Origin of the sequence: Limnoraphis robusta BA-68 BA1, assembly GCF_034932365.1 — a bacterium.
Lineage (GTDB): Bacteria > Cyanobacteriota > Cyanobacteriia > Cyanobacteriales > Microcoleaceae > Capilliphycus > Capilliphycus robustus.
In genome coordinates this window covers 120,740-138,097 of sequence record NZ_JAYGHR010000002.1, presented here as the reverse complement: position 1 = coordinate 138,097, position 17,358 = coordinate 120,740, and the positions used below count along the sequence as shown (strand labels likewise).

Genomic DNA, 17,358 nt, shown 5'->3' with positions numbered 1-17,358 from the left:
AACATTAAAGTTAACACAACGACCGCAAAAGTAGCAAAAGTAGGTTGGGTAGAACGACAGTGAAACCCAACATTAAAGTTAACACAACGACCGCAAAAGTAGGTTGGGTTGACAAAGGAAACCCAACATTAAAGTTAACACAACGAGCGCAAAAGTAGGTTGGGTTAACAAAGGAAACCCAACATTAAAGTTAACACAACGAGCGCAAAAGTAGGTTGGGTTAACAAAGGAAACCCAACATTAAAGTTAACACAACGAGCGCAAAAGTAGCAAAAGTAGGTTGGGTAGAACGACAGTGAAACCCAACATCAAAGTTAGATTGGTTTGTTGGGTTTCATTCTTCAACCCAACCTACGAGATTTGTTGGGTTTCATTCTTCAACCCAACCTACTTAATCGGGTTGAGGTGGGATTTCTAGGGGTTCTAAACGACTAGGTTCGGAGGGTAAAGGTTGAATAAGTTCTGATTCTGGTGTTTCCAATTCTCCCGTTTTGGGGAAGGAAAACTGACTCGGACTAGAACTATTGGACTCATAGGTTTGAATGACAATAGAGCGGGTTTCTTGTTCGCCTAAACTATTGGTAACTTGCAAAGTAATGGTTTCAGCAAGGGGAGCTTGACTAATGGTATAAGTCATTGAACCTTCAAGCTGTACAACACCAACTAAGGGGTTTAATTCGACTTTAATTCCCTCGCCGCCTTCGACTTTCCAGGCTAACTGAATAAAAACGGGTGCGCCTCCTTTACTAATTGCAATTGGTGGGAAATTTTCTACAGGTTGAGTAATAGATTGATCGTTGACTTTGAATTCAATTTCAATCGGTGTTGGTCTAACTTTAACAGGGGGTGAAGTGCGAGTAATATTAGCAGTTTCTTCCGCTTTTTTAGGAATAACATCTAGCTGAAACGTATATTCTCCGGGGGGTAAAGTTGTTGTCGGAACATCTCGACAAACAAGCGGTAAATCAACCGTTGCGGGAATTGAACAGAATTGACTAACTTGACTGGGGTATTGATAGCGTTGAATTTCTTGACTTGAACCCGTTTGACTTTGAGCGGTGATAATCAGTTCTTTAACCTGGTTGGGATTTTGAATTACCCAGTTGAATTTTATGGGTTCTTTTTGAGCTTCTTCATAAACCGCTTTTGATATTGTAAATTGTTCAAGTTCGGGTAAAGGTTCCGGTTGTACAATGATAGTATTTTGTAGGGGTTGAGAATCAGAGGATTCTTTCGGATTTGATAAAGAGTAAACATCGACTTTGAAGGTATAATTTCCCGGTTCAATCAAACGAGTATTTAAGCTCCATTGACAGCTTAAGTCTGAGGGTTTTTCTCCAACTTCACAAACTAAATCACCCCAAATATTTCTGATGTCTTTGGGTTTGAGTTGAGTGTTTTCTAAGTCTTTAACATAAGAAGCTGTTCTAATCACTTGATCGCTCCCCTCGGTAATAACATCAAGTTGAGCTAACTGGCTCTGATTTTTGATATCAAACTGAAGAACAATTTCTTCTTGTTGAACTTTGGAATAGGCTGATTTGGGAGAGGTTATTTCGTTAATTTGAGATAATAGAGGTTCGGGTTTTGGAATAATTTCTATTGTATCAGTCCGACTGGAATCAGAAGCCTCGTTTGATGAACGCTTTCTAAATAGCTCGTTAATCGGTTTGGGAAACGTTTCGATTTCTAGCGTATATTTATTGGGAGAAGGGGGAGCCAGAGTTAAGCTGCAACGAGTTATTTTTTCGTCTTCATTCAGTTGACAAGGTTCGGAGTTTTTGGGGACTTCATCTGAGAAATTGGGTTTTCCGTCTAAAAATGGATAGTTTTTTAATTCGCGGCTTCCTTGGCTATCAATACGAGTTAAAACAAGTTTATCTAATTGTTGAGGGTGGCTGACTTCCCACTCGATTTGAATCGGTTCACCTTCATTATATTTTGGGGTTGGTTTTAGGGTACTAAATTCACTAATTTTAGGTAAAGGCGGCATTTTGAAGTAATTCCACCAAATCGCAAATGCAGTTCCCGCTAGAATACAAAATACCAACAAAATCAATAGCCACAAATGCCACCAAGGACTTTTATCCCAAATTAATATTCCCTGAAGGGATTGGCGATCTAAAGGTAAGTTTTGAGCATCTTCTATCTCAATCTCAAAGGGAAGTTCTAAAGCGGGTCTGGGAATTAAACGACGCCATCGCCAACCTTGACGCTGAACTTGTAGAGTTATCGTCTTACTTTTACTGGGAAAAAGTCTAACATCTGAAGTCGGTGAAAAAGAGTAATTCCACAGCTTTTCTTGTAGAATAAAGTTGGTTGTTAAAATTAAATAACGTTTGGTATTGCCTTCGTTGGTTAATTCAATTTCAAAACTTGTTTCACCTTGTTTGACTTTATTTTTGGTAGGTTGCAGAGTACAGGGGAGTTGATATTCTGGTGAAATTAGTAAATAAAAGACTCGAATGATTAGCTGAGATTCATTATTTTTTGAAATGAGTTGAATTGTGGGAAAATAGTTTCCTGCGGGGGTATATTTAGGCGGATGCAAGATTAATTTAATCTCTCCGGGGGGATCTTCTGGGTTGAGTTCAAGTCCGTCTGTTTCTCGAATTAATCCCGGTAAATTGGTATTCACTTCTGGATAGCGAACCTCATACCAATCCGGTTCTAAATCGGGACAAATAATATAAAATCGATCTACTAATTTGGAGCGATTTTTGACTTGAATGGGAATTTCTACTTCTTCTCCCGCTTGCAGTTCATAGGGTTTATTCGGATTGGTAACAGGAAGGATAAATTCGGGTTCGTAGTCCCAGATTGTTTCCCGATCTAAACGAACTCGAAGTTGTTGGGGACGACGAAAAACTTGATCGGGATATTGTTCGGGAGCTTCCGCAAATATTGTATAGTAATAGGTTCCCGGTGCGGCTTGCTGCGGAACTTCAAATTGAAGCTCAATTGAGATAGATTCATCTGGCTTTAGTCGGAGACGGTTATTAACCGATGATTTATCATCTATAATTGTACACCATCTTTCTATCGGTTTTGAACGAGCATCATTGGCTTTTATCCAAACGACAATTAATAATTCTTGGTTATCCGAGTTTGTAACTGTTAAGCGATATTTTTCGGTCGAACCTCGCCAAATGTTGAGGCTTTTTTGACTCTGATCTTCTTGAATAAAAATCGGTGTACGGGTTGATTGCATCCTGAATATCTCCAGTTTAATAAAACTAACTAACGGGTTCTTCGTTCATTCATACAGTTGGCCATCTTTTTGATTTTCATTTTCTTGATATTCACATGATGATTTTCTCCATCAAAGGTGAGGCGAATTTCATCATCAAACGTTTTTATATCAACGCTATTGAGTCTAATCCCAGGAAATTGAGCCACGACTTTCCCCTTTTCATTCTCTCGTGTTCCATCGGGATTTAATGACCATAGCATCACTCGTCCATCGTCTCCGGTACTCGCAAGATAGCAGCCATTTTGACTCAATGCAACCGTCCGAACGGGTTCGCCTTTATGACCATTATTCCACTGTTCTATCATCATATTTTCTGAACAGTTAAGAGTCTCACCAACTCCGGGTGACTGTTCAATACATTGACGAATTTTATCGAGGTTCCACAGCGTAATATATCCCTCCGTATCCGCACTGGCTAACCAATTGGGGAAGTTAGCATTATTAATTTCTTCATGGGTTGCTAGGCTGGTAATGTAGTTATATTGATTAATTAAATTCTTCTCCAAATTATCCGGTTGATTCTCCCAAGTATAAGGTAGATAATATAACTTATTGCGGGTTGCAGATTCTTGGTTTTGTTGTTGTAGAAAATCATTATAACTGGTAAAATTATAATAATTTTCATAATAGTAATTATTATCAAATTCTTGCCAGTTCTGCCAGTTTTCCCAATTCTCCCAAATAGCTAACTTATTATACTGACCTGCAAAAAAGACTAATCTCGGTTGATTTCGACTTTCACTGATAGCTAAGGTTAGCAATGAAAAGGGTTGTTTTAAAGTTAATTCTCGACCAATTCTCAAGTTATCTTTGTAGAGGTCATAGGTTTCTGCAAGGGGTTCAAGTCCAGAGCGCTGTTTGACCTTACGAGTTTGTCGAATTTCTGATGAATTAACGCCAGAATCAATCGCGGCTAAATTCCAGGATCGCACCATTCCGCTTCCGTGAGCGCTCAATAAATAACGAGAATCCTTAGTAAATTCTAAGCCAAAAACGCGGTCATTTCTACTTTCATCAATATAAAGTGTTCCTTGTCTCTGTTTATTCGTGACATTCCAAAGATTAATTTCTCCCGTCTCTAAACCTGCGGCAACTTGTTGATTATCTTTCGGCAAAAAACGCACGACACGCACCGCTTTTTCATTTTCATCGGTAATCACTTCCGGGGGATAAAATAGATTTCCTTCGACTTGCCAGTAGCGAATACTGCGATCGCTAGAACCACTAATTACTGTATTTGCTTTGCCATCAAAAGCAACGGAGTTCACCGGATCGGTATGATGATTTTTCGGCTTGAGTAACCACCACAGTCCACCCAATAAAAGCATTAACAATAAGGCTAATAGCTGCAACCAAAATGGAATTATTGGCTTAACATCTAAAGTAATAGTTTGGGTTTCAGGCTTGGGAAAAACTGGCGTTTCGGGAGAGTCATAATTTTGATTGAATAAATGAGGTTTAAGTTTAAATTTCAGTTGACTGCCAATCCCCAACCAAGATCTAGCGTGACTAATTCTCAGTTTTTGTAATCCCGACTCTTGGGGATAAATTGTCTCAAAATTTAACCCAGTATAAATATAGTGAGATTGCTGTTGATCGGATTCGACAAAAAGTTCTTGTTCTTGTCCTTGCACTGACAAAACACTAAGATGATGCGGTCTTTTAGCTCTTTCAATAATATCAAAATTAATATCTTGAGTCCGGTTACTCTTATTCTCTAATTTAATGGTATAATTGACGCTATTATTCCATCGAACGCCGGATAAAACTTGCTCGATTGGATCGCATTCCCAACTGACAATTCCCTTCGGTAAAACTTCGAGTGTTCCCGCAACTTCGGGTTCAGGATTGAGTGTTATATTTGCTTTAGCCATGATTCTAAAGCTGTAAGTTTGACTCAATGCTTTACCTTCTTCTGGAGGTTTACACTCAAAGATAACCGATTGAGGTTCGCCGGGATTAAGTTCTGTAATTCGTTTTTCAGTTCCATGAATCATCCAACTTTTATCGAGTTGTTCTTCTCCTTTGAACGTCAAATTTACCGCCATAGAATCTTGACTAAAATTTGATACAATTACAGGAATTTCAATAATTTCGCCGGGATATCCTTTCAATCCATCTCTGGGAGTGAGAATTGATAAAGTTAGCGGTTTTAGGGGGGCTTCCAGCTTTAAATTTAGGGTTTCTGTGGCGAAAAGTTCGGGATTTTCTATGGCAATTGCTCTGACGGTTAAATCTAATGGATTTTCATAGCCCGGACGGGGAGAACGATGAATATTAACGGTAAATTCAGTTGTTGCACCTGGCGGTTTCTTGGCGGCGACTTGAGGTTCTGTGCTGTACCATTTAATATTTGACGCCGGATCGAGTCCGGGTACAATTAACTCTAAATAAAAACTATAAAAATCCTGGCTGTAGTTGGTAACATAAGCTTTAAAGGATAAAGAACGCTGTGAACCTTGCTGTAATTTAATGTATTTGGGTTCAACTTCTAATCTAATAAAATCTATCATCTGATTTGTTAAATTAAGTGAGTTTGAGAATCACTGAAGCCGTAAAAACAGGTTATTTATTCCGATACAACCTCTAACAATTGAGTTTGATGTCTTCTGTACCAGGCAAAATAAAGTAGGTTAATTCCAAATTCTTGAGCCGTTCTAATCTCGGTGCGGGGAAGGGTATGTTCGTTAATTCCCCATGCTTTTGATAAGCTACCAATAATCAGGATCATTCCTCCTCCCAAAAACAGTTCTATGGGTTCGTAGTTAATATTAGGAGGAATGGCAAACAGAAACGGATGAACTTTTAATAAATGATCGGGAATTAATCGATCCCAATCAATAAAATTCAGATTAAATTCTTCTTTTCCCCAATCTGTTAATTCTTTAAAGTTTTGATTGAGATCGTCATCAATGGGAATTTCAATTAATACAGTTCTTCCGGTTTCTAAATAACCGCCTAAAATTTCTAACTGATTGTTGTCTAATTCACGAGTTTGTTTTTCAGTTAAATACAGCAGATCAAAATCCTCATTTCCTATGAAGTAAATTTGCTCAATTTCTGAAATTCCTTGCATTCTCGGGTCAAGCGACTCTACGGAGTGCATCAGAAAAGCAAGATTTTCTCGACAATATTTTCCTTCGGCTTCTGACATCATTCCTCGAGAAGCTTGAGGGGATAACATCGCCGTTTTCACAACAATTTGAGGACGCGATCGCGCTGCAATTCGATAGCGTAAATCTAATTCATTAACTTGAGGAAATAAAACCTCCTCGGGTTGACAAATTTGAACGGTTCCCGGTTCCAGATTAATTCGACAAATTTCTACTTCTAAATGACTGGGTGGATCGGTTTTTTGATCGATCCGAAAGGTTTCTCGAACGACATCATTATCATTTCTCAAACTGAGTTCTTCTGGGTCAACATAACTGACCACCAAATAAACAATAATCGGTTGCGTTTTTGAGGGTTTGGGGTCAGTAATCCTAAATTCCATCGGACGATCAATAATAATTGGATTTCCCTCGCCATCGATCGCAATTCCGGGTTTTACCATTAACCATCCCGTTTGAAATTTTGACTGTACACCCGCAGGAGCGCTTGTAGGATGCACACCCAACCCGCAAACAATTCCCGGTTGATTCAGCGATTGATAATGTAAATTTTGCCGTTTCCGAGAATAGGTATGTGCTAAACGCCATCGTTGAGCATTAATCATTAAACCGTCCGTAACATGAAGGCGATCGAGAGGATTTGGAGAGGGAGTCGGGAAATATTGATCGGTCATGGTTTAACTGTGGTCGTTTCTAAATTTGAATTTTTTAAGTTGGCATTTTCGAGATCGACTTTATCTAAATTCGCGCCTTGTAAATTGGTATGACTGAGGTCAGCATAGTTAACATTAGAACGGCTCAAATTGGAAAAACTGAGGTTGGCATGGCTTAAATTTGCATACATTAAATCTGCGTCTTTTAAGTCAGCATAACTCAAATTACTGTGGCTGAAGTTTGCCATAAATAAATTAGCTGCCCGCAGTTTAGCATGGGAGAGATTAACATTAGAAAGATTGGCATTTTTGAGGTTGGCTTCTTCCAAATTCGTTCCCACCAGTTGAGTTTGAGTTAAGTTAACATTCTCTAAATTTGCACCTGCTAAATTTTGCCCGCTTAAGTCTTGCGTCCAAGGTTCTGAATGATTGACAATTTGCCAAACCAAACGCCATTTTGGATCGAGTTGTTCTTCATTGATTTGAGTATTTCTGAGATCTGCTCCCTCTAATTTTACTCGGCTTAAATCAGCATCTTTTAGGTTGGCATCTCGCAGATCTGCATCGCGTAAATCGGCTCGCTCTAAGTTCGCTCTAATCAGGTTTGTACCTCGGAGATTTGCACCTCTAAGTTTCGCTTTACTCAGATCAACATTTTGTAGAAATAAACCGCTCAGATCGGCTTTTTCCAAATCACAACGCCGACATTCTCCGTTTTGCTGTAATTTTTTCACCACTCTAGAAATTTCAGACGAGACGGGTACTACCAACCCCAATACTATTCCCAGGACAATCACAATCACAGCTATTATTTGACTTTTGTAAAGATTCGGTTTCATAGCCCAGTCCCCATCTTGTTGTTCTCCTCTTAGAGTGAACGGTGCGTTGGTATTTTTTGTCTAGACAAATACTTGAAACTGAATAAATTAAACTGTAGTATAATAACATGGCTGCATTTTAGTTGATTTTCTCGCTATTATGGTTCTTATTTAAGAGATTTTAATTTTTCTGAAGCAAAAGGTTAAAGTCAACTTAAATTAAATTCAATGTATCACAGTTATCAGAAATTGTAAAAATATTAATGAGGATGAAATCAACATTGCGATGGATAGGTATTGTTAGCATTGGACTGGGGTTCTGTATTCAAACCGCAGTTCAAGCAACGGGTGCATTAAAACGACGAGAAATTTCAAATTCTCAACTCAATTTCGCCCAGGGAACGATCAATCTTCTCCAAGGTGTACCAACGCCGGGTTTACCTTCCGTATCGCCTCCAGAACTCCCTGAAATTCCTCAACCTCCTCAACCTCCTCAACCGCAATTTCCCCCCGCACCGCAACCGAAGCCAGATGCAGCCCCCGAACTTCCATTAGCTGACTTTGATTACGATAATGTAGAATTTTGGCAAGAACTCTGCACCACCCTCGAACAGACGGAACGATACGCCGAAGCGGTGGCGGCTTGTCAACGGGTAATTGAACTGAAGCCAAAACAAGAAAATTTAGAAATTTGGATGAGTTTAAGCCATTCATTACAACAGTTGAAACAATATCCTCAAGCTTTAGTTTCCTATAATTATGTCTTGCAGCGAGAACCGAAATATTCTCAAGTTTTATTGCAAAAATGCGAAATATTTTTAGAATTAAAACAGTATGAACAAGCGATTTCATCTTGCGAAGAAGCCCTGAAAATTGATGGAATTTGGGGGCGAAGCAGTCCGGCTGATGCTTGGACACAAAGAGCGATCGCCGTGCTAGAGTTGGGACGCTTAGAAACGGCAGAACTGCAAGATTTAGGACAAGTTGATGCGGCAGAAGCCCGTAAAATTCAAAGCCTAGAAGACGCGATCACTTCCTACGATCAAGCCCGGAGAATTGCGCCCAATTCTTCCTTGATTTTGACCGAAAAATGTGGTATATTGATAGAATTAGAACGCTATCAAGAAAGCCGTGAAAGTTGCGAACTGGCGATCGCCGTGAACGAAAATTGGGGCGTCAGTACCCCCGCTCAAGCTTTAGAATATTTGCTCGTTATTCGTCAAGAAATCGACCCATCAAATCCGCTCCAGGTTAATAACCCAAAAGAACCCGAAGAACTCGCCGAACAATTTCAAAATTTAGTCAGTTTCTACGAACAAATTTTGTCTGAAAATCCCAACAATGCCGAAGCTTGGACAAGACAGGGTATTGCTCTACAAACTTTAGGAAAAACGGCTCAAGCGTTAACCTCCTACAGTCGGGCGGTTCAGATTCAACCGAACTATTCTTTGGCGCTCGCAAACCAGTGCGAAGTTCTCAATCAACTCGAACAATATCAACAAGCCCTGAGCGCCTGTGAAGCCGCCCTTTCTGGCGATCAAAATTGGGGCGATACTCGTCCGGCGAAAGCTTGGAATCAACGCAGTACAGCTTTGGCGGGATTAAAACAGTATAACGATGCTTTGGCGAGTGCCGATCGCGCCATTACTCTGGAGGAAGACTACAGCGCCGCCTGGAACAACCGAGGGGTGATGCTGTGGCATTTGGGCCAACTCCAGCAAGCACAGCAACAATATGAATTTGCAGAAATCAACTACGAACAGGCGCTTCTATCGACCCGTCAGGCGGTTAAGCTCGATCCCCGCTACGCTCAGGGTTGGTACAATCACGGTCGCATTCTCAGCGAGTACGGTCAATTGCTGAGTCTACAGCGACGGGATGAGGACGCGGCAGAGCTATATCAAGCCGCACGAAAGGCTTACGAGCAGGCGCTAACAGGCGATCTGACTCCGAATGACCGCATCCTCAAAGCCAGTATTTTCGCCAATCAAGCCGTTGTTTTGTGGCGCTTGCGAGATCCCCAACTGTTAACAGAGGCTTTGGTCGCCACTCAGCAAGCGGTTCAGTTGAATCCCCAATCTTTTGAGGCTTGGCACAATCAAGGATTAATTTTACTCGAATTGAAGCAATATCGAGGGGCTTTAAATGCTTACACCCAAGCTGACGCCCTCAGTCCCGACAATGTGGGGGTAATTACTGCAAAAGGAATCGCCCTTTCTCGTTTGGGTCGCTATCAAGATGCTTTGGCTATTTTTGAACAAGCATTGCAGTTAGATCCGGAATATATGATTGCCCGTAGAGAGCGAGAAATCGTGCTACGAAATTTAATCAAAATGACCCAACGAATGCCGAGTTAGATTGATGATTTATTATCAGGATCGATTGCCATGAGACTATCAGAATTAGTCAACACGGTCAGGGCTAGAGGACGAGAAATTTTTAACTTTGTTTCTCATCCTGATGCTACCATTCGTCGGATCGTTCGGCGTCGGGCGCAGCAAATTTATGAACAGGTAGAAATAGGAGGAAGCGATGGTAACAAACAAAAAAAAGAAACTCCTGTTTCCCAACAATCACAGCATTCTTTTCAAGTAGAACCGACAATAAATCGACAAAGAGGGGGTGTACAAACTCGCATTCAGCCTGCAACTTTAGATCAACCTATTTTAACAGAACGTTCTCGGCGACGTCGTAAAGACAAAACCCAAAAAGTTCTCGTTCAAGGTTACGAAATTCGCGATCGCTTTGGTAGGCGTTATGAAATTGGTCAGTGTTTGAGTCATTCGGATCGGATTCGTCAGTATGAAGCCACTCCAATTTCACAGCAAAAACAACGGGTGTTCATTCAAGAATATTTGACCCAAAGTGATTCTGATTATCTTGCTGAATCTAACAAGCAAAACGGAAAAGTTAAAGAATTTCGTCTGCTGACACCGATTGATATCATTAAAGATTTCTATGAGGATAATCCCCAGGATATTCGTTGGTATTTAATTGTTGAACAACTTCCCAAAAGTTTGACTTTACGAGAATATTTGCAACGGCGACATCAACCTTTAACGCCGACTCAGGTGAGTAAAATTCTCAAACAAGTGTTGCAAACCTTGCAGTTTTTACACAACTGTTATGAAGTTCGTTTGTCTCAAAGTATGCGAACAGGAATTGGTCACGGAAACCTAAATTTAGATAGTATACTGCTCGTTCACAATGAAACTCAATCTCCCTTTGATGAAGAAGATGATCAATTTTCTATCTATCTCAGTCGCATTGCACTGTGGGAAAATCTGATCGATTCTTTAGAGTCAGAAGTTAATCATCCGTCTCTCTCGAAAAAAGCCTTTCAACAAGATCTCGTAGATTTAGGTCGAGTTAGCTATGTTTTATCTGGCGGAAAACAGGAGATTCCCGATCACGATTTCCAGTGGCATCAATATTGTCATCCCGAACTCAAAAACTTTATATTAAGATTATATTCCGGTGAGTTTAAAAGAGCTTCAGATGCTCATCGAGAGTTGTTAAAATTACCTTTAGATCATCCATTAGAACAGATTTCAGTCAATCCTATTTTTGTTGACAGCGAACAGCAACCCCGGTCAAAATCTCAACGTTCTTGGAGTATTCCTTTAATTCTTCTACTGGCAACTTTGGTGAGTTTGGGAATATTAATTCTAGGAATTAGGAGATTTTTATCGGCTTCAACACCTCCAAATCCTGCCAATATTGTCTTTAATAAAAACTCCGATCCCTCTCAGTTCGCTCAAGTTGATATTCCCTCAAGTTTGCTCAATAAAAGTATTAATTATTCAGCCGATCAACGATGGAAAACCGCACTTAAAACTTCCGTTGGCTACGGTGGTAATCAATCTTTAGCTAACCAGTTGAACCCGTCTCAAATTTCATTGAATCTGCAATCTCCAAATTTATTTTCTTTTATTCGTGAAGGAAACAACACAGAAACGTTAGAAAATAGGATTATATCTGCTTTAAAAACTTCTCAGTTTATTGTGACTTCTCTCTTTGCAAATGAACTTCAGTTATTACAAGACAGCGAAAACTTAGAAGTAGAAATCATTGCTTATGATGCTTTACTCGCTTATGTTGCTTTCAGTGATGTTCAGCGAGATGGAAGTTTACCCAGATTACTTTCAGGTAAAATTTCTCTAGACTCTCTCAAACAACTGTATTCCGATCAACCCCTAACCTTGAAAGATTTAGGAATTAATAATTCACAGAATCAAACTATAAAACGGATTTCTATTTGTAATAAAAATCCCGAAGAAGTGTTTCTGGTGACTTCACTTTTTGAAAATTTAGCCTGGAAAAATGAAGCAGAAATCAATAACTTTAGAAATCTTATTGATGAAGATAAAAAAGCTTGCACACAAACAGGATATACTAAAGGACAAGCAATCGCTTTAGCCGAATTTGAACAAGGAGGTCAAGCAACGATTGGGATTGATTTGTTCAGCAAAGTGTTTAACCAGTGTTCTGTCTATCCTTTAGCAATTGTCGGAGAAGGGAAACTGACAGCAGTGCAGCCTATTATACAGAATAATGGCAGTTCAATCACACCAGAAACCGATTTATGTATGGATAAAGGAAGCTACAAACCCAATCCTAAAGTTTTTGAACAAGGAGATTATCCTTTGGGATATGCAATTGCTGTGATTTATAAAAAAGAAGGCGGAAAAGATTCTGCGGGTCAGGTTTTTTCTAATATAATGAAAACCGATGAAGGACAACATTTACTACATTCTGCGGGATTAATTCCGATTCGGGAATTAAAGCAAAATCAGGAGGAAAATTAATTAAAATGTCCGATAAAGATGTCGAAGCTAAATTAATTAAAAAGGTCACTAACGATCCAATTTTACTGCGAAAACTTTGTGATAGAGTTTATGAACTGATGAAAGAAGATCTTCGCAATCAACGCGATCGCACCTGCAACTCACGGAGACTTTTATAATGAAAATGAATCGTCAAGATCCCTCAGCTTACGAACTCAATTATGTGACGGCGAATCGATTTTATGTGGAAATTGACAGCCAGATTTCAGCCTGTTTTAGCGAGTGTTCGGGTTTGGGGATCAATATCAAGCGGGAAACCTACAATGAAGGGGGTGTCAACGATCAACAGCGAATTATTTTAGGACAAGCCGAATTTACAGAAGTCACCTTAAAGCGAGGAATTACGAATGATTTAACCTTCTTAAATTGGATAGAAAAAGTTTTGCAAGAACCCAAAAAAATCCGTTTGAACGTTACCCTGTTACTGTTCAATCAAGAAGGGGAAACCATGCAATCTTGGACGCTGATTGGTTCGGTTCCGGTTAGTTGGAAAGCACCCTCTTTTCAAGCCGACTCTAATACCGTTGCGATTGAAGAATTAACCTTAGCCTACGAAGGTTTGACGATTAATAAAGGAGGTAGTTTAGGACAGCAAACAGGAGGATTTAATCCGTCCAGTCCATTAACTCGCGGTAATTCAGGCTATTTTGCGAGTGACTTAACAAACGTTGGAACACAACCTTTTAATCAAGCCAGTCAAACCAATTCTAATACAAGAAAGAAAAGGATATAAATTAGAGAATTGCCAATTTTTTGAGTTGAATTAGCGAAAGGCGAATTAACAATGTCTACATCTCATTTGGGTTTAAATAATTATTTACGTCCTCCCGAAACATTGGGACGACAGGGAATCTTAAAAGTGCGTTCGTCTCTCGTTCAGAATACACAATTAATGTTATCCCCAACTGTAGAACCGTCCGAGAATTTGTTCACTGTTCAAGAGAGTTTATCAGGTTCAGAAACTCCCGCAAAACCCATTTCTACAATTAATAGATTTGTCGATGATGACTCCGAGTTAGAATCTACATCAGAAGCGAATATTAACCGCAATATTTCTGATAGTACAGAAGAATCTCAAACTCATCCTTCCCCAGAAGAAAACCTGCAAAATAACCCGCTTTCAGAACTTCATCCCCGCTTGGGTGAACAATTAATTCAAACTCAATCGCGCATTCTCACCACGACATCTGACAAACTACTTTCTCCGCAAACACCCGAACACTCAGAAAGCCAATCAATAAAGCATCAATCCGATAATTTACCCGTCGTTCAACCCAAATGGTCAGGCGATATTTCTCAACCTATTTCTAATTCTAGTTTAACACAATCTATTAATTCAACTCCAGAAAATCAAGCCTTTCCAATTCAACCAAGTTTGAATTCCGAAAATTTAACCAATCTAAATCTGATTCAATCCCATTCACCTTTAATTCAACAATCAGATTTGATTGTATCTCAAAAAACTTCAGAACCTTCACCCGAGAGAACTTCTTTTCAAAATGATGAAACACTAGAACCTTGGTCAAGTCAATTTGATCTAAGTGCTGAAAGTGTTCCAGCGACAGACAATGTACAAGAGTCATGGTCAAATCTGACGGAACTTATCGATTATGAGAACTTCAACCCCTCATCTAATTCTCAATTGACTTCAGAGAGTTCAAAATTGATTACAAGAGAACAAAAAGAATCTATTCCAGATAGTCCAGCATCGGTTTCAAGTTCTCCAACCCAAGCGGAAAAAGTAATAGGAGAACGCGAAGAACCTGTTTTAATTGATGAGGAACAGTTGGAAATGTTGGCGAGAAAAGTTTATAATTTGTTACGACAAAAGTTAGAAATAGAACGAGAAACTCATCATTTCAAAACCGATGGTTCTCTACCTTGGCTGGATACTATCAGTCAAACAAATCCCGTAAAAGCATCTGCATTTTCCTCAAATACATCTCCAGTCGGACAGCTTCAAACCCAAACCGGATCGACGGTTTCATTAGTCAATTATAAATTACAAACACTCACCCGAAAAGTTTATCAACTCTTACAATTTAAAATCGAGACAGAACGAGAACGTTTAGGATTTTATTATAGAGGTAATATCCCCTGGTAAATCATGTATATTATTAATTATTTTTCAAGGAGACTCTGATGACACAGCTTGTTAAAGCAACCCTAAAATGTCAGGATAATGCACCGGATATCGTATTTATGTTTAACCCCGGAGAATTAGTATTTGAGGGAGTCGTAGAAACCGCAGATAATCCCGGTTCGCGGAGTCAGGATCGCGGAATTCCTAAAGTCAGCTTTTCTCACACCAAAGCCTACAAAGTAACAATTAATAATATTTTATTTGATACCTACGAAGCCGGAATTAACGTGGTAACAGCTTTTATTGAACCCTTTCGGAAAGCTGTAGAATTTGCAAAAGGAAAAGAACGTCCGCCAATTTATATGTTAATTTGGGGAAATCAAGTTTATCTTCGGCGATGCTTTATCGAACGACTCAACTATAAACTTACCATGTTTCTCAGCGATGGAACACCCGTGAGAGCGGTGATCGATAGTTTAACCCTTAAAGAGGTAGAAGATACTCAGCCTTCCGGGTCACTTAGAGTTGACGATAAAATTGATCAAGTCTCCGATAAACTTTCTACAGTTCGCCGTGAAATCGATAGTTTAGATAATCGTAAGAAAGACAAAAATAATCGGAAAGGTCGGTTATAAATTCATACCAATCTCAATAGAATAAACAACTATTTTTAAGAATGAACTCTTATGACATCAGCAAATTATCTCGCACTTCCGAAAGTTTATATTGAAGGTCAATCTTCTGAAAAAATGAAGCTGGTTTTGGAAGATGTAGTGCAAATCATTGTCGAAGAAAGTCTGCATCTACCCGCAATGTTCACCATTGTAATTAGAAATGACTATTTCCCGGGTCGTCAAGAGGAAAAAAAGTGGAAACATCAAGACCTGCTACAATTTGGCAAAAAAGTTAAAATAGGCTTTAGTTCAAGTACAACAGAATCTCAAGATTTTAGCGAAGAAAAAGAAGAATATTTAATAGAAGGAGAAATTACAGCCATTGAAACCCATTTCACCGAACAATCCCAAGCACCGATTGTAATTCGAGGTTATGATATTTCCCATCGTTTACATCGGGGACGGTGGAATCGTTCGTTTCAAGGAATGACGGATAGCGATATTGTCAAGAAGATTCTTGCTGAAGTTGTTATAGAACCCGGTCAAATTGATGAGAGCGGAATTCCCCATGAGTACGTTTTTCAAAACAATCAAACCAACATGGAATTTTTGCGAGAACGAGCCGCTAGAATAGGATTTGAAATGTTTGTGCAAGATGGAAAATTAAACTTTCGCCGTCCCACATCGACCCAAAAAATAAAACTCACATGGCTGACAGACTTGCACAGTTTTCGAGTGCGTGTTACCAGCGCCGAACAGGTTAAAGAAGTCAATGTTAGAGCTTGGGACTACAAACAAAAAAAGCCAATTGTTTCGACTTGTAATTCTGAAAATGTGATCACAAAAACTGAAAATGGTCAAGGAAGTGTGGCAATTTCTGAATTTAAAGGAAAGCCGACTAAACCGACAGTTTATGTTGTCGATCAACCCATTTCTACACCCAAAGAAGCCGATGCGATCGCCCAAGCTTTATTTGATGAATTGGGCGGACAATTTGTTTATGCAGATGCTCAAGCCGAGGGAAATCCTAACATTCGACCCGGACGAACGGTAATATTAGAAGAGTTAGGAAAACACAGCGGTTCCTACTACGTTACGGAGACTCGTCACACCTATTTTGAACGAGTATATACCACCGAGTTTACTGTGCGAGGATTGCGCGGAGGCGATTTATTAACGACACTTTCTCCCCCTACTCGTCTTCAACCCGGACAAACTTTTTTAGTTGGAATTGTCACCAATAATCAAGATCCTGAAGGGTTAGGGCGAGTGAAAGTTTGGTTTCCCACCCTCACCCCTCAAACGGGAGAAAATGCTCACGCGAGTCATTGGGCTAGAGTCGTTGCAATTGGTGCGGGAAAGGGACGAGGATTTGACTGTTTGCCGGAAATTAATGATGAAGTATTAGTTGGATTTGAGCATGGAAATATTCACCGTCCTTACATTTTAGGAGGGGTTTGGAACGGTGAAGATCTTCCTCCAAAACCAGTCGCTGAAAGTGTTCGAGATAGTAATGTCCGAGTGCGAACATTCAAAACACGCACGGGTCATCAAATTCAGTTTATAGAAGAAGATAAAGGGAATAGTAAAGCGGGTGTTTATATTGAGACAACAGACGGACATCAGATTCGGTTAAATGACACCGAAAAGGCTATCGAAGTAAAAACAAAGGGCAAACATGAGTTACGATTAGATGATCAAAACGGTTGTATTGAAGTAAAAACTAAAAGTCATACACTCAGGATGGATCGTACCGGAATTAGCTTGAAATCAGCAGGTAAGATTGATATCCAAGCGAGCGGAGTTATTACTGTTCAAGGAGCATTGATTAAGTTAAATTGAATTCTATCATTACAAACTATTAGACTGGATCGTTTGCTAGTTGTTCATCACTAAAACCGATAATCAACCAGTCACCGCACCGAGAGCAATACTGATTAATGGGTTCGCAAAGAAATCCTAACAATGAGCATCCCC

Annotated in this window: 11 protein-coding genes; 7 read left to right on the top strand and 4 right to left on the bottom strand. The window is 39.6% G+C overall.

Going from position 1 to position 17,358, the window contains the following annotated elements; all coding sequences use genetic code 11:
• Nucleotides 1-391: 391 nt before the first annotated feature.
• Genes VB836_RS01770 through VB836_RS01755 form a run of 4 tightly spaced genes read right to left on the bottom strand, consistent with a single transcriptional unit; the run spans nt 392 to nt 7,858 of the window.
• Nucleotides 392-3,211 carry a COG1470 family protein gene (locus tag VB836_RS01770; RefSeq protein WP_323217730.1) on the bottom strand — a complete coding sequence of 940 codons (2,820 nt, stop codon included), beginning with the start codon at nt 3,209-3,211 and terminating at the stop codon, nt 392-394.
• Nucleotides 3,212-3,240: 29 nt separating this feature from the next.
• On the bottom strand, nt 3,241-5,766 hold the full coding sequence (locus VB836_RS01765; protein WP_323217729.1) for a hypothetical protein: 2,526 nt from the start codon (nt 5,764-5,766) through the stop codon (nt 3,241-3,243).
• 56 nt (nt 5,767-5,822) lie between these two features.
• The gene (locus VB836_RS01760; protein ID WP_323217728.1) at nt 5,823-7,040 is read right to left on the bottom strand and encodes a hypothetical protein; all 1,218 of its coding nucleotides are present in this window, start codon (nt 7,038-7,040) and stop codon (nt 5,823-5,825) included.
• Nucleotides 7,037-7,858 carry a pentapeptide repeat-containing protein gene (locus VB836_RS01755; protein WP_323217727.1) on the bottom strand — a complete coding sequence of 274 codons (822 nt, stop codon included), beginning with the start codon at nt 7,856-7,858 and terminating at the stop codon, nt 7,037-7,039. The genes VB836_RS01760 and VB836_RS01755 overlap by 4 nt, the downstream gene beginning before the upstream one ends.
• A 248-nt stretch (nt 7,859-8,106) precedes the next feature.
• Here VB836_RS01755 and VB836_RS01750 point away from each other — a divergent pair, with 248 nt between their 5' ends.
• Genes VB836_RS01750 through VB836_RS01720 form a run of 7 tightly spaced genes read left to right on the top strand, consistent with a single transcriptional unit; the run spans nt 8,107 to nt 17,223 of the window.
• Nucleotides 8,107-10,194: a tetratricopeptide repeat protein gene (locus VB836_RS01750; RefSeq protein ID WP_323217726.1), complete on the top strand. Its 2,088-nt coding sequence runs from the start codon at nt 8,107-8,109 to the stop codon at nt 10,192-10,194.
• Nucleotides 10,195-10,224: 30 nt separating this feature from the next.
• Nucleotides 10,225-12,645: a protein kinase family protein gene (locus VB836_RS01745; RefSeq protein WP_323217725.1), complete on the top strand. Its 2,421-nt coding sequence runs from the start codon at nt 10,225-10,227 to the stop codon at nt 12,643-12,645.
• 5 nt (nt 12,646-12,650) lie between these two features.
• The gene (locus VB836_RS01740; protein ID WP_323217724.1) at nt 12,651-12,803 is read left to right on the top strand and encodes a hypothetical protein; all 153 of its coding nucleotides are present in this window, start codon (nt 12,651-12,653) and stop codon (nt 12,801-12,803) included.
• Nucleotides 12,803-13,417 (top strand): phage tail protein, encoded by a 615-nt coding sequence (locus VB836_RS01735; RefSeq protein WP_323217723.1) that lies wholly within the window; start codon nt 12,803-12,805, stop codon nt 13,415-13,417. The genes VB836_RS01740 and VB836_RS01735 overlap by 1 nt, the downstream gene beginning before the upstream one ends.
• A gap of 51 nt (nt 13,418-13,468) precedes the next feature.
• Entirely contained in the window at nt 13,469-14,788 is a 1,320-nt protein-coding gene (locus VB836_RS01730) for a hypothetical protein (RefSeq protein ID WP_323217722.1), read from the top strand.
• A 38-nt stretch (nt 14,789-14,826) separates the two neighbouring features.
• Nucleotides 14,827-15,402, top strand: a complete 576-nt coding sequence (locus VB836_RS01725; protein WP_072075565.1) for a CIS tube protein — start codon at nt 14,827-14,829, stop codon at nt 15,400-15,402.
• Nucleotides 15,403-15,453: 51 nt separating this feature from the next.
• Nucleotides 15,454-17,223, top strand: coding sequence for a VgrG-related protein (locus VB836_RS01720; protein WP_323217721.1), 1,770 nt, complete (start codon nt 15,454-15,456; stop codon nt 17,221-17,223).
• Nucleotides 17,224-17,358: the final 135 nt, after the last annotated feature.